17 protein-coding genes are annotated in these 15,665 nt (G+C 71.5%); 11 read left to right on the top strand and 6 right to left on the bottom strand.

The genetic code is table 11. The features are described from left to right. Positions 1 to 3: 3 nt before the first annotated feature. Entirely contained in the window at positions 4 to 525 is a 522-nt protein-coding gene (locus tag HEK131_RS11865; RefSeq protein ID WP_217460600.1) for a cupin domain-containing protein, read from the top strand. 49 nt (positions 526 to 574) lie between these two features. Here HEK131_RS11865 and HEK131_RS11860 read toward each other — a convergent pair whose 3' ends face one another. Next, entirely contained in the window at positions 575 to 1,801 is a 1,227-nt protein-coding gene (locus HEK131_RS11860) for an acyl-CoA dehydrogenase family protein (RefSeq protein WP_217460599.1), read from the bottom strand. Between the two features lie 170 nt (positions 1,802 to 1,971). On the opposite strand from HEK131_RS11860, the gene HEK131_RS11855 reads away from it, so the two are divergent. After that, entirely contained in the window at positions 1,972 to 2,616 is a 645-nt protein-coding gene (locus tag HEK131_RS11855) for a TetR family transcriptional regulator (RefSeq protein ID WP_161146265.1), read from the top strand. Between the two features lie 16 nt (positions 2,617 to 2,632). Here HEK131_RS11855 and def read toward each other — a convergent pair whose 3' ends face one another. Next, positions 2,633 to 3,172, bottom strand: coding sequence for a peptide deformylase (def, locus tag HEK131_RS11850; protein WP_244334778.1), 540 nt, complete (start codon positions 3,170 to 3,172; stop codon positions 2,633 to 2,635). A gap of 160 nt (positions 3,173 to 3,332) precedes the next feature. On the opposite strand from def, the gene HEK131_RS11845 reads away from it, so the two are divergent. From HEK131_RS11845 to rocD, 8 genes are all read left to right on the top strand, one after another. Beyond that, positions 3,333 to 4,571, top strand: coding sequence for a MurT ligase domain-containing protein (locus HEK131_RS11845; protein WP_135788428.1), 1,239 nt, complete (start codon positions 3,333 to 3,335; stop codon positions 4,569 to 4,571). A 23-nt stretch (positions 4,572 to 4,594) separates the two neighbouring features. Then, entirely contained in the window at positions 4,595 to 5,323 is a 729-nt protein-coding gene (locus HEK131_RS11840) for a type 1 glutamine amidotransferase (protein WP_217460597.1), read from the top strand. Between the two features lie 211 nt (positions 5,324 to 5,534). Beyond that, a complete protein-coding gene (locus HEK131_RS11835; protein ID WP_217460596.1) occupies positions 5,535 to 6,560 on the top strand; it encodes a 6-phosphofructokinase in 1,026 nt (341 codons plus the stop codon). A gap of 107 nt (positions 6,561 to 6,667) precedes the next feature. Further along, positions 6,668 to 7,618, top strand: a complete 951-nt coding sequence (locus tag HEK131_RS11830; protein WP_244334776.1) for a cytochrome c oxidase assembly protein — start codon at positions 6,668 to 6,670, stop codon at positions 7,616 to 7,618. Between the two features lie 91 nt (positions 7,619 to 7,709). Then, complete coding sequence (locus tag HEK131_RS11825; protein ID WP_202494650.1) at positions 7,710 to 7,895, top strand: hypothetical protein; 186 nt, start codon at positions 7,710 to 7,712, stop codon at positions 7,893 to 7,895. A 52-nt stretch (positions 7,896 to 7,947) separates the two neighbouring features. Beyond that, on the top strand, positions 7,948 to 8,433 hold the full coding sequence (locus HEK131_RS11820; RefSeq protein ID WP_217460594.1) for an Lrp/AsnC family transcriptional regulator: 486 nt from the start codon (positions 7,948 to 7,950) through the stop codon (positions 8,431 to 8,433). A 167-nt stretch (positions 8,434 to 8,600) separates the two neighbouring features. After that, on the top strand, positions 8,601 to 9,413 hold the full coding sequence (ddaH, locus tag HEK131_RS11815; protein WP_217460593.1) for a dimethylargininase: 813 nt from the start codon (positions 8,601 to 8,603) through the stop codon (positions 9,411 to 9,413). Then, positions 9,410 to 10,636, top strand: coding sequence for an ornithine--oxo-acid transaminase (gene rocD / locus HEK131_RS11810; RefSeq protein ID WP_244334774.1), 1,227 nt, complete (start codon positions 9,410 to 9,412; stop codon positions 10,634 to 10,636). The genes ddaH and rocD overlap by 4 nt, the downstream gene beginning before the upstream one ends. A 51-nt stretch (positions 10,637 to 10,687) precedes the next feature. Here rocD and HEK131_RS11805 read toward each other — a convergent pair whose 3' ends face one another. From HEK131_RS11805 to HEK131_RS11790, 4 genes are all read right to left on the bottom strand, one after another. Then, a complete protein-coding gene (locus tag HEK131_RS11805; protein WP_244334772.1) occupies positions 10,688 to 11,311 on the bottom strand; it encodes a DUF305 domain-containing protein in 624 nt (207 codons plus the stop codon). A gap of 84 nt (positions 11,312 to 11,395) precedes the next feature. Then, positions 11,396 to 11,794: a DUF6153 family protein gene (locus tag HEK131_RS11800; protein WP_244334770.1), complete on the bottom strand. Its 399-nt coding sequence runs from the start codon at positions 11,792 to 11,794 to the stop codon at positions 11,396 to 11,398. Positions 11,795 to 11,967: 173 nt separating this feature from the next. Next, positions 11,968 to 13,278, bottom strand: a complete 1,311-nt coding sequence (locus tag HEK131_RS11795; protein ID WP_347881853.1) for a cytochrome d ubiquinol oxidase subunit II — start codon at positions 13,276 to 13,278, stop codon at positions 11,968 to 11,970. Continuing rightward, positions 13,279 to 14,715: a cytochrome ubiquinol oxidase subunit I gene (locus tag HEK131_RS11790; protein ID WP_217460590.1), complete on the bottom strand. Its 1,437-nt coding sequence runs from the start codon at positions 14,713 to 14,715 to the stop codon at positions 13,279 to 13,281. Between the two features lie 197 nt (positions 14,716 to 14,912). Here HEK131_RS11790 and HEK131_RS11785 point away from each other — a divergent pair, with 197 nt between their 5' ends. Further along, complete coding sequence (locus tag HEK131_RS11785) at positions 14,913 to 15,623, top strand: lysophospholipid acyltransferase family protein (RefSeq protein ID WP_244334768.1); 711 nt, start codon at positions 14,913 to 14,915, stop codon at positions 15,621 to 15,623. Positions 15,624 to 15,665 lie beyond the last annotated feature (42 nt).

Raw genomic sequence — 15,665 nt, 5'->3', positions numbered from 1 at the left:
GCCATGACGGCGACCGAGGGACTGCTCGTACCGCCGGGACACGGCCGGACCGTGGAGACGGCCGCCCAGCGGGTCACGTTCAAGGTCACCGGCACCCACTCGCGGACGGCCTCCACCTTCGAGGTGGAGGTCCCGCCGGGCTTCGACGTGGGCGCCCATGTGCACACCCGCAGCGAGGAGTTGTTCTACGTCCTCGACGGGGAACTCGACGTCCTCGCCTTCGAGCCCCGCATCCGCACCCCCGACAACTGGCAGAGGTGGGAGTCGGCTTCGGGCAACCGGGTCGTACGGGCCACACCGGGCACGGTCATCGTCGTCCCGCCCGGCTGCCCCCACGCCTTCGCCAACCCCACCGACACCCCGGCCCGCATGTTCTTCCAGGCATCTCCCCCACCGGACCACGAGCGCTACTTCGAGGAGCTCCTGGAGATCCTGGACGCGGGAGGCCCCCCGGACCACGCGGCCATCGAGGAACTGAGGAAGCGCTACGACATAGACCAGCTCACCCCCTTGAAACACCGGTGAGCGTCCATGTCCTGAAGGGGCGCGGGGCTGACCCCGCGCCCCCGGAGCGCTACCGGATGGGCACCCCGGCCAGGGTCCGAGCGATCACCAGGCGCTGGATCTCACTGGTGCCCTCGAAGATCGTGTAGATGGCCGCATCCCGGTGCATCCGCTCGACGGGGTACTCACGGGTGTAGCCGTTCCCCCCGAGGATCTGGATCGCCTGCCCGGTGACCTTCTTCGCCGTCTCGCTGGCGAACAGCTTGGACATCGACCCCTCGGCCGCGGTGAACGGCTTGCCGTTGACCGCCATCCAGGACGCCCGCCACACCAGCAGCCGGGCCGCGTCGATGGACGTCCGCATGTCGGCGAGCTGGAAGGCGACTCCCTGGTTGTCAACAATGGGCCGCCCGAACTGCTCACGCGTAGTGGCGTATTCGAGGGCGACCTCATAGGCGGCCCGAGCGGTACCCACGGCCATGGCGCCCACGGCGGGCCGTGACGCCTCGAACGTGGCCATCGCCGCGTTCTTCACGCGCTCGCCGCCGCTGCGGGCCCGCTCCCGCGCCCGGGCCAGCCGCTCGTCCAGCTTCTCCTTGCCGCCGAGCAGGCAGGAGCCGGGCACCCGCACGTTCTCCAGGACGACCTCGGCGGTGTGCGAGGCGCGGATGCCGTGCTTCTTGAACTTCTGGCCCTGGCTGAGACCGGGCGTGCCGGGCGGGACGATGAAGGAGGCGTGCCCCTTGGACCCCAGCTCCGGGTCGACCACCGCGACGACGACATGGACGCCCGCGATACCGCCGTTGGTGGCCCAGGTCTTGGTGCCGTCGAGCACCCACTCGTCCTTGGCCTCGTCGTACACCGCACGCGTGCGCATGGAGGCCACGTCGGAGCCGGCGTCGGGCTCGGAGGAGCAGAAGGCGGCGACCTTGACGTCGTTCACGTCGCCGTACATCTGCGGGATCCAGGTGCCGATCTGCTCCTCGGTGCCGTTGGCGAGGACGCCCACGGCCGCGAGGCCGGTGCCGACGATGGAGAGGGCGATGCCGGCGTCCCCCCAGAACAGCTCCTCCATGGCCATCGGTATGCCGAGGCCGGTGGGGTCGAAGTACTGCTGGGCGTAGAAGTCGAGGGAGTAGACGCCGATCTTGGCGGCCTCCTGGATGACCGGCCAGGGAGTCTCCTCGCGCTCGTCCCATTCGGCGGCCGCGGGCCGGATCACATCGGCGGCGAAGCCGTGCAGCCAGTCCCGGACCTCCTTCTGTTCGTCGTTGAGCTCCATGGTGAACTCGGCCATGTCCCCTCCAGCGGCGCACGTACGGTGTTACTAGCGGTAACCAGAGTGTGTTACCGACCGGTAGACAAAGTCAACTCCGGATGACGCCTCGGTATCCCGTTCGATGTCAGGGCCGCAGTGGGTGTTAGTTTGCGCAGGCGTCACCGAATCAGCACGGGTGGGGAGACCACATGGACACCACACAGCGGACCGATCAGCAGAGGTCCGCCGACCGACGACGGCGGGAGCTGCTGGAGGCCGCCGACCGGGTGGTGCTGCGCGACGGCCCGCAGGCGTCGATGAACGCCATCGCCGCGGAGGCGGGCATCACCAAGCCGATCCTCTACCGCCACTTCGGCGACAAGGGCGGCCTCTACGCGGCCCTCGCCATGCGGCACACCGACGCCCTGCTCGACTCGCTGCGCGCGGCGCTGGACGCCCCGGCCGACCGCCGGGAGCGCGTGGAGTCCACGCTCGACACCTACCTCGCCGCGATCGAGGCCCGGCCGCAGGTGTACCGCTTCCTGATGCACCCCTCGGAGGGCGGGCAGGGCGGCGAGGCCGGCTTCGACGTCGGCAAGCACAGCGCCCCGCTGCTGCGCCGGATGGGCGAGGAGCTGGCCCAGGTCATCGAGGAGCGCGTGGACCTCGGACCGGGCAGCCAGCAGCTCGCCCGCGTCTGGGGGCACGGGATCGTCGGCATGATGCACGCCGCCGGGGACTGGTGGCTGGGCGAGCGCCCCTGCTCGCGGGCCGAACTGGTGCGCTCCCTGGCCGACTTGCTGTGGGGCCGCCTCGCGGCCGCCGGGGACCGCGTCGGCGGTCCGGGCTTCTGACCCGTCCCGCCCGCCCTCACGCGCCCCAGGGGGCCCGTCGCACCTGCCGGTCCAGCCTGCGCCGGCGGCGTCCCGTCACGCGGTCGGCGTAGACCGTGCCGTCCAGATGGTCGCACTCGTGCTGGAGGCAGCGGGCGAAGAACCCGGTGCCGTCCACGGTGACCGGCTCCCCCGTCATCGTGACGCCCTCGACCACCGCGTGGTCGTACCGCACGGTCCCCGCCTCCAGGCCCGGCAGCGACAGGCAGCCCTCGGGCGCCAGGAACTCCAGCCCGTCCGCGGTCACCAGCCGGGGGTTGACGACATGGCCGAGGTGGCGGACCTCCTCGTCGTCCGGGCAGTCCCACACGAACACCCGCAGGTCCACGCCGATCTGGTTGGCGGCCAGACCCACGCCCTCGTTGGCGTACATGGTGGCGAACAAGTCCTCCACGAGCGCCGCGAGTTCCGGGCCGAAGTCGGTCACGTCCCGGCAGGGGGCGTGCAGCACGGGGTCGCCGAGGACGGTGAGGGGCCGGACGCGCCCGTGGGCACCCGGTATCGAGCGGTGTCGCATGGCGGCAAGGGTACGGTTCGTTCGGCCCGCGCCGAACGCGCGAGGGCGGGCAGGGTGGACCGGGATTCGGGTGTGCGAACGGTTCTCGATAGGCTGAGGTCCACACCACGCTGCCGGATGGCCCCAGGCGCGGCGCGTACGCAAGGAGGATCGAGGACTGATGGCAGGCAACTCGGACCCGCTCTCGCCGCGGGCCAAGCTGGCCGTGACCGCGGGCAAGGCGGTCGCGGCGGCATCGCGCGCCGCGGGGCGCGGCAGCGGGTCGGTGATCGGCGGAAAGGTCGCCCTGCGGCTCGACCCTGACCTGCTCGCCCGGCTCGCCACCCACCTGGACGTGGTCCTGGTGTCGGCGACGAACGGCAAGACCACCACCACCCGGCTCATCGCCGAGGCACTGCGCGCCGCCGGGCCGGTCGTGTCCAACGCGCTCGGCGCCAACATGCCGGCCGGCATCACCTCCGCCCTCGCGGGCGGCTCGGACGCCAAGTTCGGCGTCATCGAGGTGGACGAGAAGTACCTGGCCGGTGTGGCGCGCGACACCAGCCCCAAGTGCATCGCGCTGCTGAACCTCTCCCGCGACCAGTTGGACCGCGCGGCCGAGACCCGGATGCTCGCGGAGAACTGGCGCGAGGGCCTGTCCGGCTCCAAGGCCGTCGTCGTCGCCAACTGCGACGACCCGCTGGTGGTGTGGGCGGCCTCGTCCTCCCCGAACGTGGTCTGGGTCGCGGCCGGCCAGATGTGGAAGGACGACGCCTGGTCCTGCCCGTCCTGCGGCGGCGTGATGCAGCGCCCCGGCGACGACTGGTTCTGCGGCGAGTGCGGCTTCCGCCGTCCGACGCCGACCTGGGCGCTCTCCGGCGACCACGTCCTCGACCCGCACGGCTCGGCCTGGCCGATCCACCTCCAGCTCCCCGGCCGCGCCAACAAGGCGAACGCGGCCAGCTCGGCCGCCGTCGCCGCCGTGTTCGGGGTGCCGCCGCAGGTGGCGCTGGAGCGCATGTACCAGGTGCAGGCGGTCGCCGGACGCTACGACGTGGTCCAGTTCCAGAACCGCGACCTGCGTCTGCTGCTGGCGAAGAACCCGGCCGGCTGGCTGGAGACCTTCTCCCTGATCGACCCGCCGCCCACCCCGGTGATCCTCTCCGTGAACGCGCGCGGGGCGGACGGCACCGACACCTCCTGGCTGTGGGACGTGGACTACACCCGGCTCACCGGCCACCCGATCTTCGTGGTCGGCGACCGGAAGCTGGACCTCGCCGTGCGTCTGGAAGTGGCGAACCAGCACTTCCAGGTGTGCGAGAACCTGGACGAGGCCGTCGCCGCGGCCCCGCCGGGCCGTATCGAGGTCATCGCCAACTACACCGCGTTCCAGGACCTGCGCCGCCGCGTCGGCAACTGAGCCAGAAGGGCGAACACCTCCTCATGAGCGACAACCAACTGCGGCTGGTGTGGATCTATCCCGATCTGCTGAGCACCTACGGCGACCAGGGCAACGCCCTCGTCGTGGAGCGCCGGGCGCGCCAGCGCGGCCTGGACGTGGCCCGTCTCGACGTGCGCAGCGACCAGCCGATCCCGACCTCGGGCGACATCTACCTGATCGGCGGCGGTGAGGACCGTCCGCAGCGGCTGGCGGCCGAGCGGCTGCGCCGCGACGGGCACCTCACGCGTGCGGTGGAGAACGGCGCGATCGTGTTCTCCGTGTGCGCCGGGTACCAGATCCTCGGCCACGAGTTCATCAACGACCTCGGCCAGCGCGAGCCCGGCCTCGGCCTGCTCGACGTGACATCGACGCGCGGCGAGGGCGAGCGGTGCGTGGGCGACGTGCTCGGGGACATCGACCCGCGCCTCGGCCTGCCGCCGCTGACCGGCTTCGAGAACCACCAGGGCGTCACCCATCTGGGCCCGTCCGCCCGCGCCTTCGCCCAGGTCCGTCTGGGCCGGGGCAACGGCACCGGGGACGGCACGGAGGGGGCGTACAACGGCACCGTGTTCGGCACGTACATGCACGGCCCGGTGCTGGCCCGTAACCCGCAGATCGCGGACCTGCTGCTGAAGCTGGCGCTGGACGTGAACGCGCTGCCGCCGATCGACGACCACTGGTACGAGGCCCTGCGCGACGAGCGCATCGCCTCGGCGCAGCAGCCGGCGTAATCACCGCGAGAACCGCATATCAGTACATCCGTCAGGCGGGCCCGCGCGTATGCGCGGGCCCGCCTGACGCGTCGTCCGCTCACCTGTGCGGGTGCGTCCAGCAGGCGGACGCCCGCTGGGTGAGGGGCCCCTGCCGCCGGTAGTCTGGCCGGGAACCCGCCGGACAACGTGGTCCGGCCTCCCGGCCCACGTCGAGAAGGTAAATCGGGCTATGCGCATTGGTGTCCTCACCTCCGGCGGCGACTGCCCCGGCCTGAACGCCGTCATCCGGTCCGTCGTGCACCGAGCCCTCGTCGACCACGGCGACGAGGTCATCGGCTTCCGCGACGGCTGGAAGGGCCTCCTCGAGTGCGACTACTTGAAGCTCGACCTGGACGCCGTGAGCGGCATCCTGGCGCGCGGCGGCACGATCCTCGGCTCCTCCCGCGTCCGCCCGGAGCATCTGCGCGGCGGGGTGGAGCGGGTCAAGGGCCATGTCGAGGAACTCGGTCTCGACGCGATCATCCCGATCGGCGGTGAGGGCACGCTGAAGGCGGCCCGGCTGCTGTCCGACAGCGGGCTGCCGATCGTGGGCGTGCCCAAGACCATCGACAACGACATCGCGGCGACCGATGTCACCTTCGGCTTCGACACGGCGGTGGGGGTGGCCACCGAGGCGCTGGACCGGCTGAAGACCACCGCCGAGTCCCATCAGCGGGTGCTGATCGTGGAGGTCATGGGCCGCCACACCGGCTGGATAGCGCTGAACTCCGGCACGGCGGCCGGCGCGCACGCCATCGTGGTCCCGGAACGGCCCTTCGACATCGAGGAGTTGACGCGCCGGGTGGGCGCCAGGTTCGAGGCGGGCAAGCGCTTCGCCATCGTGGTGGCCGCCGAGGGCGCCAAGCCCCGCGCCGGTTCGATGGAGTTCGACGAGGGCGGCCGGGACATCTACGGCCACGAGCGCTTCGCCGGGATCGCCCGCCAGCTCTCCGTCGAGCTGGAGCAGCGCCTCGGCAAGGAGGCGCGGCCGGTGATCCTCGGACATGTGCAGCGCGGCGGCACGCCGACGGCGTACGACCGAGTGCTGGCGACCCGGTTCGGCTGGCACGCGGTGGAGGCGGTGCACCGGGAGGAGTTCGGCCGGATGACCGCGCTGCACGGCACGGACATCGTGATGGTTCCGCTGGCCGACGCGGTCAGCACCCTGAAGACGGTCCCGGCCGAGCGGTACGCCGAGGCGGAGTACGTGCTGTAGCGGACGGCGCGGGGTGCGGCGGACCCCGCTCACGGCCGGGCGCGGGGGCGCCCGTACCCTGAGTGCGGACAGAAACCGCTCAACCCCCACGAACCAGGAGCCGCAGGATGGACCACAGCGGGCACGGCATGATGCCGGATCTGCCGCCGTTCACGCTGGGACGGGGGCTCGTGTGGTCGGCCGACCCGTTCTTCCTGGTCGCCTGTGCGGCCGGGCTGGCCCTGTACGGCTGGGGTGTTCTTCGGCTGCGGCGGCGCGGGGACGCGTGGCCGGTGTCGCGGACGGTGTCCTACGTGGTGGGTGTACTGACCATCGGGCTGGTGATGTGCACCCGGCTGAACGACTACGGCATGGTCATGTTCAGCGTGCACATGGTGCAGCACATGGTGATCAGCATGCTGTCGCCGATCCTGATCCTGCTCGGTGCGCCGGTGACACTGGCGCTGCGGGCGCTGCCGACGGCCGGCCGGGACCGCACCGGCCCGCGTGAACTGCTGCTGACGCTGCTGCACAGCCGGTACATGCGGTTCATCACGCATCCGGCGTTCACGATCCCGCTGTTCATCGCCAGCCTGTACGCGCTGTACTTCTCGCCCGTCTTCGACTTCCTGATGGGCTCCAGGGCCGGGCACATCGCCATGATGGTGCACTTCCTGGCGGTGGGCGTGGTGTTCTTCTGGCCGATCATCGGCGTCGATCCGGGCCCGCACCGGCCCAACCATCTGATGCGGATGCTGGAGCTGTTCGCGGGCATGCCGTTCCACGCCTTCTTCGGCATCGCGCTGATGATGGCGTCGGAGCCGATGGTGGAGACGTTCAAGAACCCGCCCGCCTCGCTCGGCATCGACGCGCTCGCGGACCAGGGCGCGGCCGGCGGCATCGCCTGGGCGTTCAGCGAGATCCCGTCGGTGCTGGTGCTGATCGCGCTGCTGTTCCAGTGGTACCGCTCCGAGCAGCGGCAGGCCCGCCGCAAGGACCGGGCGGCGGAGCGGGACGGCGACCAGGAGCTGGCGGCGTACAACGCCTATCTGGCCTCGCTGAGCGCGCGCGAGGGCTGATCCCGCGCGGATCCGCGGGGTGCACCGGTGTGCCGGTGGCGCCGGAACCAGGGCACGATGGTGGTGGACGGACCACGAGGAGGGTGCCGCGATGCCCGGTTCCATGCGAGGTTCCAGCAAGGCGGACGGTTCCACCAGGGCGATGGGGGCGCTGACCGTGGGCGGTCTCGTCGTCGTCACGGCGTACACGGTCGCGCTCGGCAGCAACGGCTGGCTCTGGTTCGGGTGGGTGGTGCTGGGTCTGCTCACCCTGGCGCTGGCCGTCACACAGTCCTAGTACGCCGCGTCGCCGTGGCGGGAGGGCGGCCGCGGCTGATTACAGTGCCCGCATGAACAGCAGGGCCGCGTCCTTCGACGACCTCGACCGCAAGATCATCACCGCGCTGATGGCGAACGCCCGGAGCAGTTTCGCCGAGATCGGCGCGGCCGTCGGGCTGTCGGCCACGGCGGTCAAGCGGCGGGTGGACCGGCTGCGGGAGACCGGGGTGATCACCGGGTTCACGGCGACCGTGAAGCCCGTCGCGCTCGGCTGGCGCACGGAGGCGTACGTCGAGGTCTACTGCGAGGGCGCGGCGCCGCCCCGGCGGCTGGCGGAGGTGGTCAGCAACCATCCGGAGATCACGGCCGCCATGACGGTGACCGGGGGCGCGGACGCCCTGCTGCACGTACGGGCGCGGGACGTGGAGCACTTCGAGGGAGTGCTGGAGCGCATCCGCGCCGAGCCCTTCATCCGGAAGACGATCAGCGTCATGGTGCTGTCCCACCTCCTCCCGGAAAGCCCGGAGGCGGGCGCCACCCAGGCCGCTCCGGAGTGATCGCCGCCCAAACCCGCCGAGCACGCAAGTGTCGTGCGTTCTTGCCGGTGAATGCGCAACGATGGTGCGCGATCGCGCAGCTTTCGTCGCTTGTCGCGCGTCGCCCGGAGTTTCTACCGTGGTGTCACCCCCGTGAGTAACACAGTGGAAAGCGGAGGAAACCCTCTGTGGCCGAAACCCGAGTGCAGCGCCCCCGGCGCTTCCTGGTCTGTGAACCCAGGCACTTCACCGTCCAGTACGCGATCAACCCCTGGATGCGCCCCGACTCCCCCGTGGACGTCGATCTCGCCCAGTCCCAGTGGCAGGCGCTGATCGACGCCTACCGCGCCCATGGACACACCGTGGACGCGGTCGACCCGGTGCCGGGCCTGCCCGACATGGTCTTCGCGGCCAACGCCGCCTTCGTGGTCGGCGGCCGGGTCTTCGGCTCGCTCTTCCACGCGCCCGAGCGGCGTCCGGAGTCCGTCCACTACGACTCCTGGTTCAAGACGGCGGGGTACGACGTGTACCGCCCGCTGGCGGTGACCGAGGGCGAGGGCGACCTCGTGTGGACCGGCCGGTACGTGCTGGCCGGGACCGGCTTCCGCACCACCCGCGACGCCCACCGCGAGGCGCAGGAGTTCTTCGGCCACCCGGTGATCGCCCTGACCCTGGTGGACCCGTACTTCTACCACCTGGACACGGCGCTGTTCGTGCTGGACGACGACAACATCGCCTATTACCCGGAGGCGTTCTCGGCGGGCAGCCGCGAGGTGCTCCAGCGGCTCTACCCGGACGCGGTGCTCGCCACCCGCGACGACGCGATGGCGTTCGGCCTGAACTCGGTGTCCGACGGCCGGCACGTCTTCATCGCCCCCCAGGCCGAGGTGCTCGCCGAGCGCCTGGCCAACCACGGCTACGACCCCGTGCCCGTCGACCTGTCGGAGCTGCACAAGGCAGGCGGCGGCATCAAGTGCTGCACTCAGGAGATCCGCTCATGACCGCACCCGCGCACGCGCGCACGTCCGCCGACCTGATCCGGGCGGAGGAGCCGGTGCTCGCGCACAACTACCACCCGCTGCCCGTCGTCGTGGCACGGGCCGAGGGCGCCTGGGTGGAGGACGTCGAGGGCCGCCGGTACCTCGACATGCTGGCGGGCTACTCGGCCCTCAACTTCGGCCACCGCCACCCGGCGCTGATCCAGGCCGCGCACGACCAACTGGACCGGCTGACGCTGACCTCCCGCGCCTTCCACAACGACCGGCTGGCCGAGTTCGCGGAGCGGCTCGCGGCGCTGACCGGACTGGACATGGTGCTGCCGATGAACACCGGCGCGGAGGCGGTGGAGAGCGGCATCAAGGTGGCCCGCAAGTGGGCGTACGACGTGAAGGGCGTGCCCGAGGGGCAGGCCACGATCGTGGTCGCGGCGGACAACTTCCACGGCCGGACGACGACCATCGTCAGCTTCTCCACGGACGAGACGGCCCGGGCGGGCTTCGGCCCCTTCACCCCCGGGTTCCGGATCGTGCCGTACAACGACCTGGCCGCGCTGGAGGAGGCGGTCGACGAGACCACGGCGGCGGTGCTGATCGAGCCCATCCAGGGCGAGGCCGGGGTGATCATCCCGGACGAGGGCTATCTGGCCGGGGTGCGGGAGCTGACCCGGCGCAAGGGGTGCCTGTTCATCGCCGACGAGATCCAGTCCGGGCTCGGCCGCACCGGCCGCACCCTGGCCGTCGAGCACGAGTCGGTCGTGCCGGACGTGCTGCTGCTGGGCAAGGCGCTGGGCGGCGGCATCGTCCCGGTGTCGGCGGTGGTGGCCCGGCGCGAGGTGATGGGCGTACTGGGTCCGGGCGAGCACGGCTCCACCTTCGGCGGCAACCCGCTGGCGGCCGCGGTCGGCACGGCGGTGGTCGGACTGCTGGAGACGGGCGAGTTCCAGCGCCGGGCCGACGAGCTGGGTCTCGTCCTGCGCGAGGGGCTGGAGGCGCTGCGCGGTCACGGGGTGAGCGGGTTCCGCGCGCGGGGCCTGTGGGCCGGCGTGGACGTGGACCCGGCCCTGGGCACGGGCCGGGAGATCAGCGAGCGGCTGATGCGGGAGGGCATCCTCGTCAAGGACACCCACGGCTCCACGATCCGGCTCGCTCCCCCGCTGACGGTCACGGCCGACGAGCTGCGCTCCGCGCTGGGCACGCTGGAGAAGGTGCTGGGACAGGCGGGCTGAGCCCGCGCGGGCGGGGCCGGGGCCTTCCAGCACCGGCCCCGCCCGCCTTTCTCACCTGGCGGCGAGCAGGCCCTTCATCTCCTTGATCTCGGCGCTCTGCGCGGTGATCACGTCGTCCGCCATCCTGGTGGCGCGGGCGTCGCCGCCCTTGTCCTTCTCCGTGGTGGCCATCTCCACGGCGCCCTGGTGGTGGGCGGTCATCAGGGTCAGGAACTTCCTGTCGAAGTCCGCGCCGGTGCTGTTCTCCAGGGACGTCATGTCGTCGGCGCTCATCATCCCGGACATGCCCGTCATGCCGCCGTGCCCCGAGTGGTCCATGCCCGCCATGGGGGCCTCTTCACCCCAGGACGTGAGCCAGCCGGTCATGGTGCGGATCTCCGGGTCCTGCGCCTTCTCGACACGGGCGGCGAGGGCCTTCACCTGGGCGGAGGCGGAGCGGCCGGAGGCCAGCCGGGCCATCTCCAGGGCCTGCTGGTGGTGCGGGATCATGCCCTGCGCGAAGGCGACGTCCTGGGCGTTGTGGGCGTCCGCCCCGGTGGAAGCGGCCGGGGCTCCGTGGGCGCCGGTCGCTCCGTGGGCGCTGGTGTCCTTGCCTCCGCAGGCGGCGAGGAGGACGACGGCACAGGCGGTGGCGGCGCCGAGCGCGGCACGGCGGATCGGGTGAGAGGTGGTCATGCTGGAACTCCTGCTGGTGGATGGGTGTCGGGCACGTCTGAGCACGGCCGCGCGGTCCGTTCCGGGACGCGGTCGTGGGTGCCTCTAGATCCGCAGGAGCTGGAGTTCGGCCAGTGAGGGTGGTGCTCGCGCGCCGTCCGGCGCGCCGGCGGTACGGGTGCGGGGTTCACCGCACGGCTCGTACGCACGCACCGGGCCCGCGACCGGCCCCGGCAGCTCGGGCCCGCCACCGACGGCGCCCGAGGCGCAGCTCGGGTCGGCGTGGTGCAGGTGGTGGCCGCCGCAGTGGCCGTCGGGGCAGTCGCCGGGCGCGTCCATGACGACACCCCGGTGGGCGGCGTGCGCATGCTCCGGGTGCCCGGTACCGCCGACGGGTGCCAGCGCGTGCATCCCGAGCAGTCCGGCGAGCACCGCGAGCACGAGCAGCCCGAGCGGGCGCCGCAGTGGCGCTCGCGGGGCGCGCTGGGGCGCGGTGCCGGGCATGCCGGTCATCCTACGAGCAGCGCGCGGGGTCACCGCGGCGGGCTCGCCGCCCCGGCACGTGAGCGGGGCCCACGGCAGGCGGCGCACATGCCGTGGGCCCAGCGGACCGGCCGTCGGCTCGGCCGGTGTCCCGATGTCTCGAACGGTGTCCGGGTGTTCGCGTGCGCGGGGGTTCAGTTCGCGGAACCGGGGGACTTACCGCCGTACCGCGTGTGCTCCCGCGACCGGCGGACCACGCGCACTCCCGCGACCGCGGTCGCGGCCACCGCCCCGGCGCACAGGGCGTAGGGCACCCAGCGGGGGCGGGGCTCCTGCTGGACGGCGGTCCGGTCGAGCGGTACGGCGGGGACCTGGTCGCCGCCGCCCTTCGTCAGAGAGGCCCGGCCGCCTGCCGTCCCGGCATCGTGGTGGCCCTTGGCCGCGACAGCCAGGCTCCCCTCCGTGCCGGCGCTCCGGTCCCCCTCCTTCACAGCGCCCCGAAAGGGCCGGTCACCTACCCCCACGGTGCCGCGGCCGCTGAGCCGGAACAGGAGCACCAGGGACGGCACGATGAGCACCGCCGCCACGATGGCGACGCCGACGACCACGGCCAGGGTGGAGTTCGGGGCCGCGGCCTCGTTGATGGTGAGGTGGGTGCCGAGGAGGTACGGCGTCTGCGCCACGCCCCAGCCGATCACGACCAGTGCGACGGCGCCCGCCGCCGCCACCCGGGTTCCGATGGTCCGCTTGGCCCGCAGCAGGGCCAGTCCGACCAGCCCGGCGGCGGCCGCGAGGACCACCAGGGGCAGCGCGGGGCCGCTGAGGCGATCGAAGAGGCGCGGCGAGTCGGCCTGCAGGACGAAGATGCCCGCGATGGTCACCGCGCCGGTCACCGCACCGGCGGCCAGCGCCCGGTTGCGGTAGTACCGGTACAGGGTGTGGTCGTCGCGGTGCAGCGCCTCCACGGTCAGATAGGTGGCGGCCAGGTAGGAGCAGGCCAGGATCGCGAGGATGCCGCCGAGGATGCTGGTGGGGTTGACCCAGCTCGACACCGCGTCGCCGTTGCCCGCCGTGGGCACGCGGCCGGAGGCCAGGCCGCCGGCGACGGCGCCGAAGCAGTACGGCGTCAGCACGGAGGACAGCGCGAACGCGGCGCCGTAGAGGCGTTGCTCCTCGGTGCGGACGGTCGCCTTGCGGAAGGCGAACCCGGCGCCGCGCAGCACGATGCCGAGCAGGGCGAGTACCAGCGGGATGTAGAGCGTGGTGGTGATGGCGGCGAAGGCGGTGGGGAAGCCGCTCCACAGGACCACGAGGCAGTAGATCAGCCAGGTGTGGTTGGCCTCCCACACCGGCGCCAGGGAGACGTCGATCAGGTGGCGTGGCTCGCGGCCGCGCTTGGCGCCGCCCGCCATCAGGTCCCACAGGCCCGCGCCGAAGTCGGCTCCGCCGAGCACCGCGTAGGCGACGACGCCGATGAAGAGGAATACCGCGACCAACTCGGCCATTTACAGCACCTTCCCCTTGGAGCGTTCCAGCCGGGAGCCGGGTGTGGCGTCGGGTCCGTAGGGCACGTGGACGCTCTCGTCACCCTGTTTCTGCCAGCGTCGCTTCATCGACAGCAGCACCCAGATGGCACCCGCACCGACCGCGGCATAGAGCACGATCACCCCCGCGAAGGTGGGCCAGAGGTTGCCCTGGGTGGTCACCGCGTCTCTGGTGCGTAGCAGCCCGACGACGATCCACGGCTGCCGGCCGACCTCGGTGGTCACCCAGCCCGCTTCCAGGCTGAGGATGGAGACGATGCCGCACACGGAGGCGGCGCCCAGGAACCAGCGGTTGGTCTGCAGGGTGTTCCGGCGCTTCCACCAGATCCAGACGAACCAGGCGGCCACGGCCAGCATCAGCATGGAGGTGCCGACCATGATGTCGAACGCCCAGTGCACGATGTTGACCTGTGCGGTGGTGGGTCTGACGTCGGCGGGGACGGCTTCGAGTCCCTGGATGCGGGTCGAGGGTTTGAACCCGGCGAGGATGGAGGCCACCCACGGCACCGAGATGCCGTAGCGGACCTCGCCGTCGATGAGCACACCGCCGAGCGTCTCGGGCACATGGGTGCCTGTCGTGGGCAGCAGCTCGATGGCCGCGAACTTGGCGGGCTCGTCGTCGAAGACCTGCCGGGCGATGGTGTCACCGACGAAGATCTGCACCGGCAGGGCGACCGCGGCGGTGATGAAGCTGATCAGGAAGCCGAGCTTCTGGTAGTGGCCGCGCCGCCCTCTGATCATGCCCACCGCGTAGACGCTCGCCACGCAGAATCCGGCGACGATGTAGGCGGCCAGCAGCATGTGCCAGAACTGGAGCCAGAAGGCGTTGTTGAAGAAGACCTCGCCCGGTCTGACGTCGACGAGCTTGCCACCGCGCATCGTGATGCCGCCGGGCTGGTTCATCCAGCTGTTCGCGGCGATGACGGCGCCCGCTCCGCCGATGCTGGCCAGCGCCACCGGTACGCCCGACCAGAAGTGGGCCCAGGGTGGCATCCGGTCCCAGCCGTAGATGTAGATCGCCACGAAGATCGCTTCGAGGAAGAAGAACAGGCCCTCGATGGCGAAGGGGAAGCCGAAGGCGGCGCCGTACTTCCCCATCAGCCCCGGCCACAGCAGACCGAGCTCGAAGGACAGGACCGTTCCGGTGATGGCGCCGACCGCGAAGAGCAGGGCGGCCACCTTGGACCAGCGCCGGGCCAGCAGCAGCGCGGCCTCGTCACCCTTGCGCAGTCCCCGGTAGTTGGCGATGAGCATCAGGCTGGTCAGCGCCACGCCGAAGGGCACCAGGATGATGTGGAAGCCCAGGGTGAAGGCCATCTGTTCTCTGGCCGGCAGTAGCTGATCCGGCTCGGCGGCGGCCAGGAGCATGGGGTACCTGGCCAGGTCGACCGTCAACATGGACGGGCCCTCCTCTTCGCTGGTTCAGCCGTCTTCTGACGAATCTGCCACTATTTCTCCCGCTTCGCCCGATACGGATGCACCGGGTGAGCGGGACGGGACAGAGCCGCTTCCGCGAATTCAGCGCTCGGTGAGCATGAGCCCGGCCGCTCGCGGTAACAGGTGACTGCACAGGCCGCTGCGGGCGAGGGGGAGCCGTGTTCTACCACTTGCTGAAGTACGTACTGCTGGGTCCGGTGCTCAGGCTGCTCTTCCGGCCCCGGATCGAAGGGCTGGACCATGTGCCGGACTCGGGCGCGGCGATCATCGCCGGGAACCATCTGTCGTTCTCCGACCACTTCCTGATGCCCGCCATCCTCAAGCGCCGGATCACCTTCCTGGCCAAGGCGGAGTACTTCACCGGGCCGGGGCTCAAGGGGCGCCTCACGGCGTTCTTCTTCCGCAGCGCGGGCCAGATCCCGGTGGACCGTTCGGGCAAGGAGGCCGGTCGGGCGGCCGTCCGGGAGGGGCTGAAGGTGCTGGGCCGAGGCGAGCTGCTGGGGATCTACCCCGAGGGCACGCGGTCGCACGACGGGCGGCTGTACAAGGGGAAGGTCGGGGTCGCCGTGATGGCGCTGAAGGCCGGGGCGCCGGTCGTGCCCTGCGCCATGATCGGCACGTTCGAGGCCCAGCCGCCCGGCCGGAAGATCCCGAAGCTGCGCCCGATCACCATCCGCTTCGGCGAGCCGCTGGACTTCTCCCGCTACGAGGGCATGGAGGACGAGAAGGCCGTCCTGCGGGCCGTCACGGACGAGATCATGTACGCCGTTCTGGCGCTCTCGGGCCAGGAGTACGTGGACCGGTACGCGGCCGAGGTGAAGGCGGAGGCCGAGGCGGCGCGCACCCGCCGGTTCCCCCGGCGGCGCTGAGCCGTACGGGGAACGCCGGGAGGGGCGGCCGGGATGCCGGCC

Origin of the sequence: Streptomyces seoulensis, assembly GCF_022846655.1 — a bacterium.
Classification (GTDB): Bacteria; Actinomycetota; Actinomycetes; order Streptomycetales; family Streptomycetaceae; genus Streptomyces.
The sequence above is the reverse complement of the archived record's forward strand: the minus strand, read 5'-3'. Positions and strand labels throughout refer to the sequence as shown.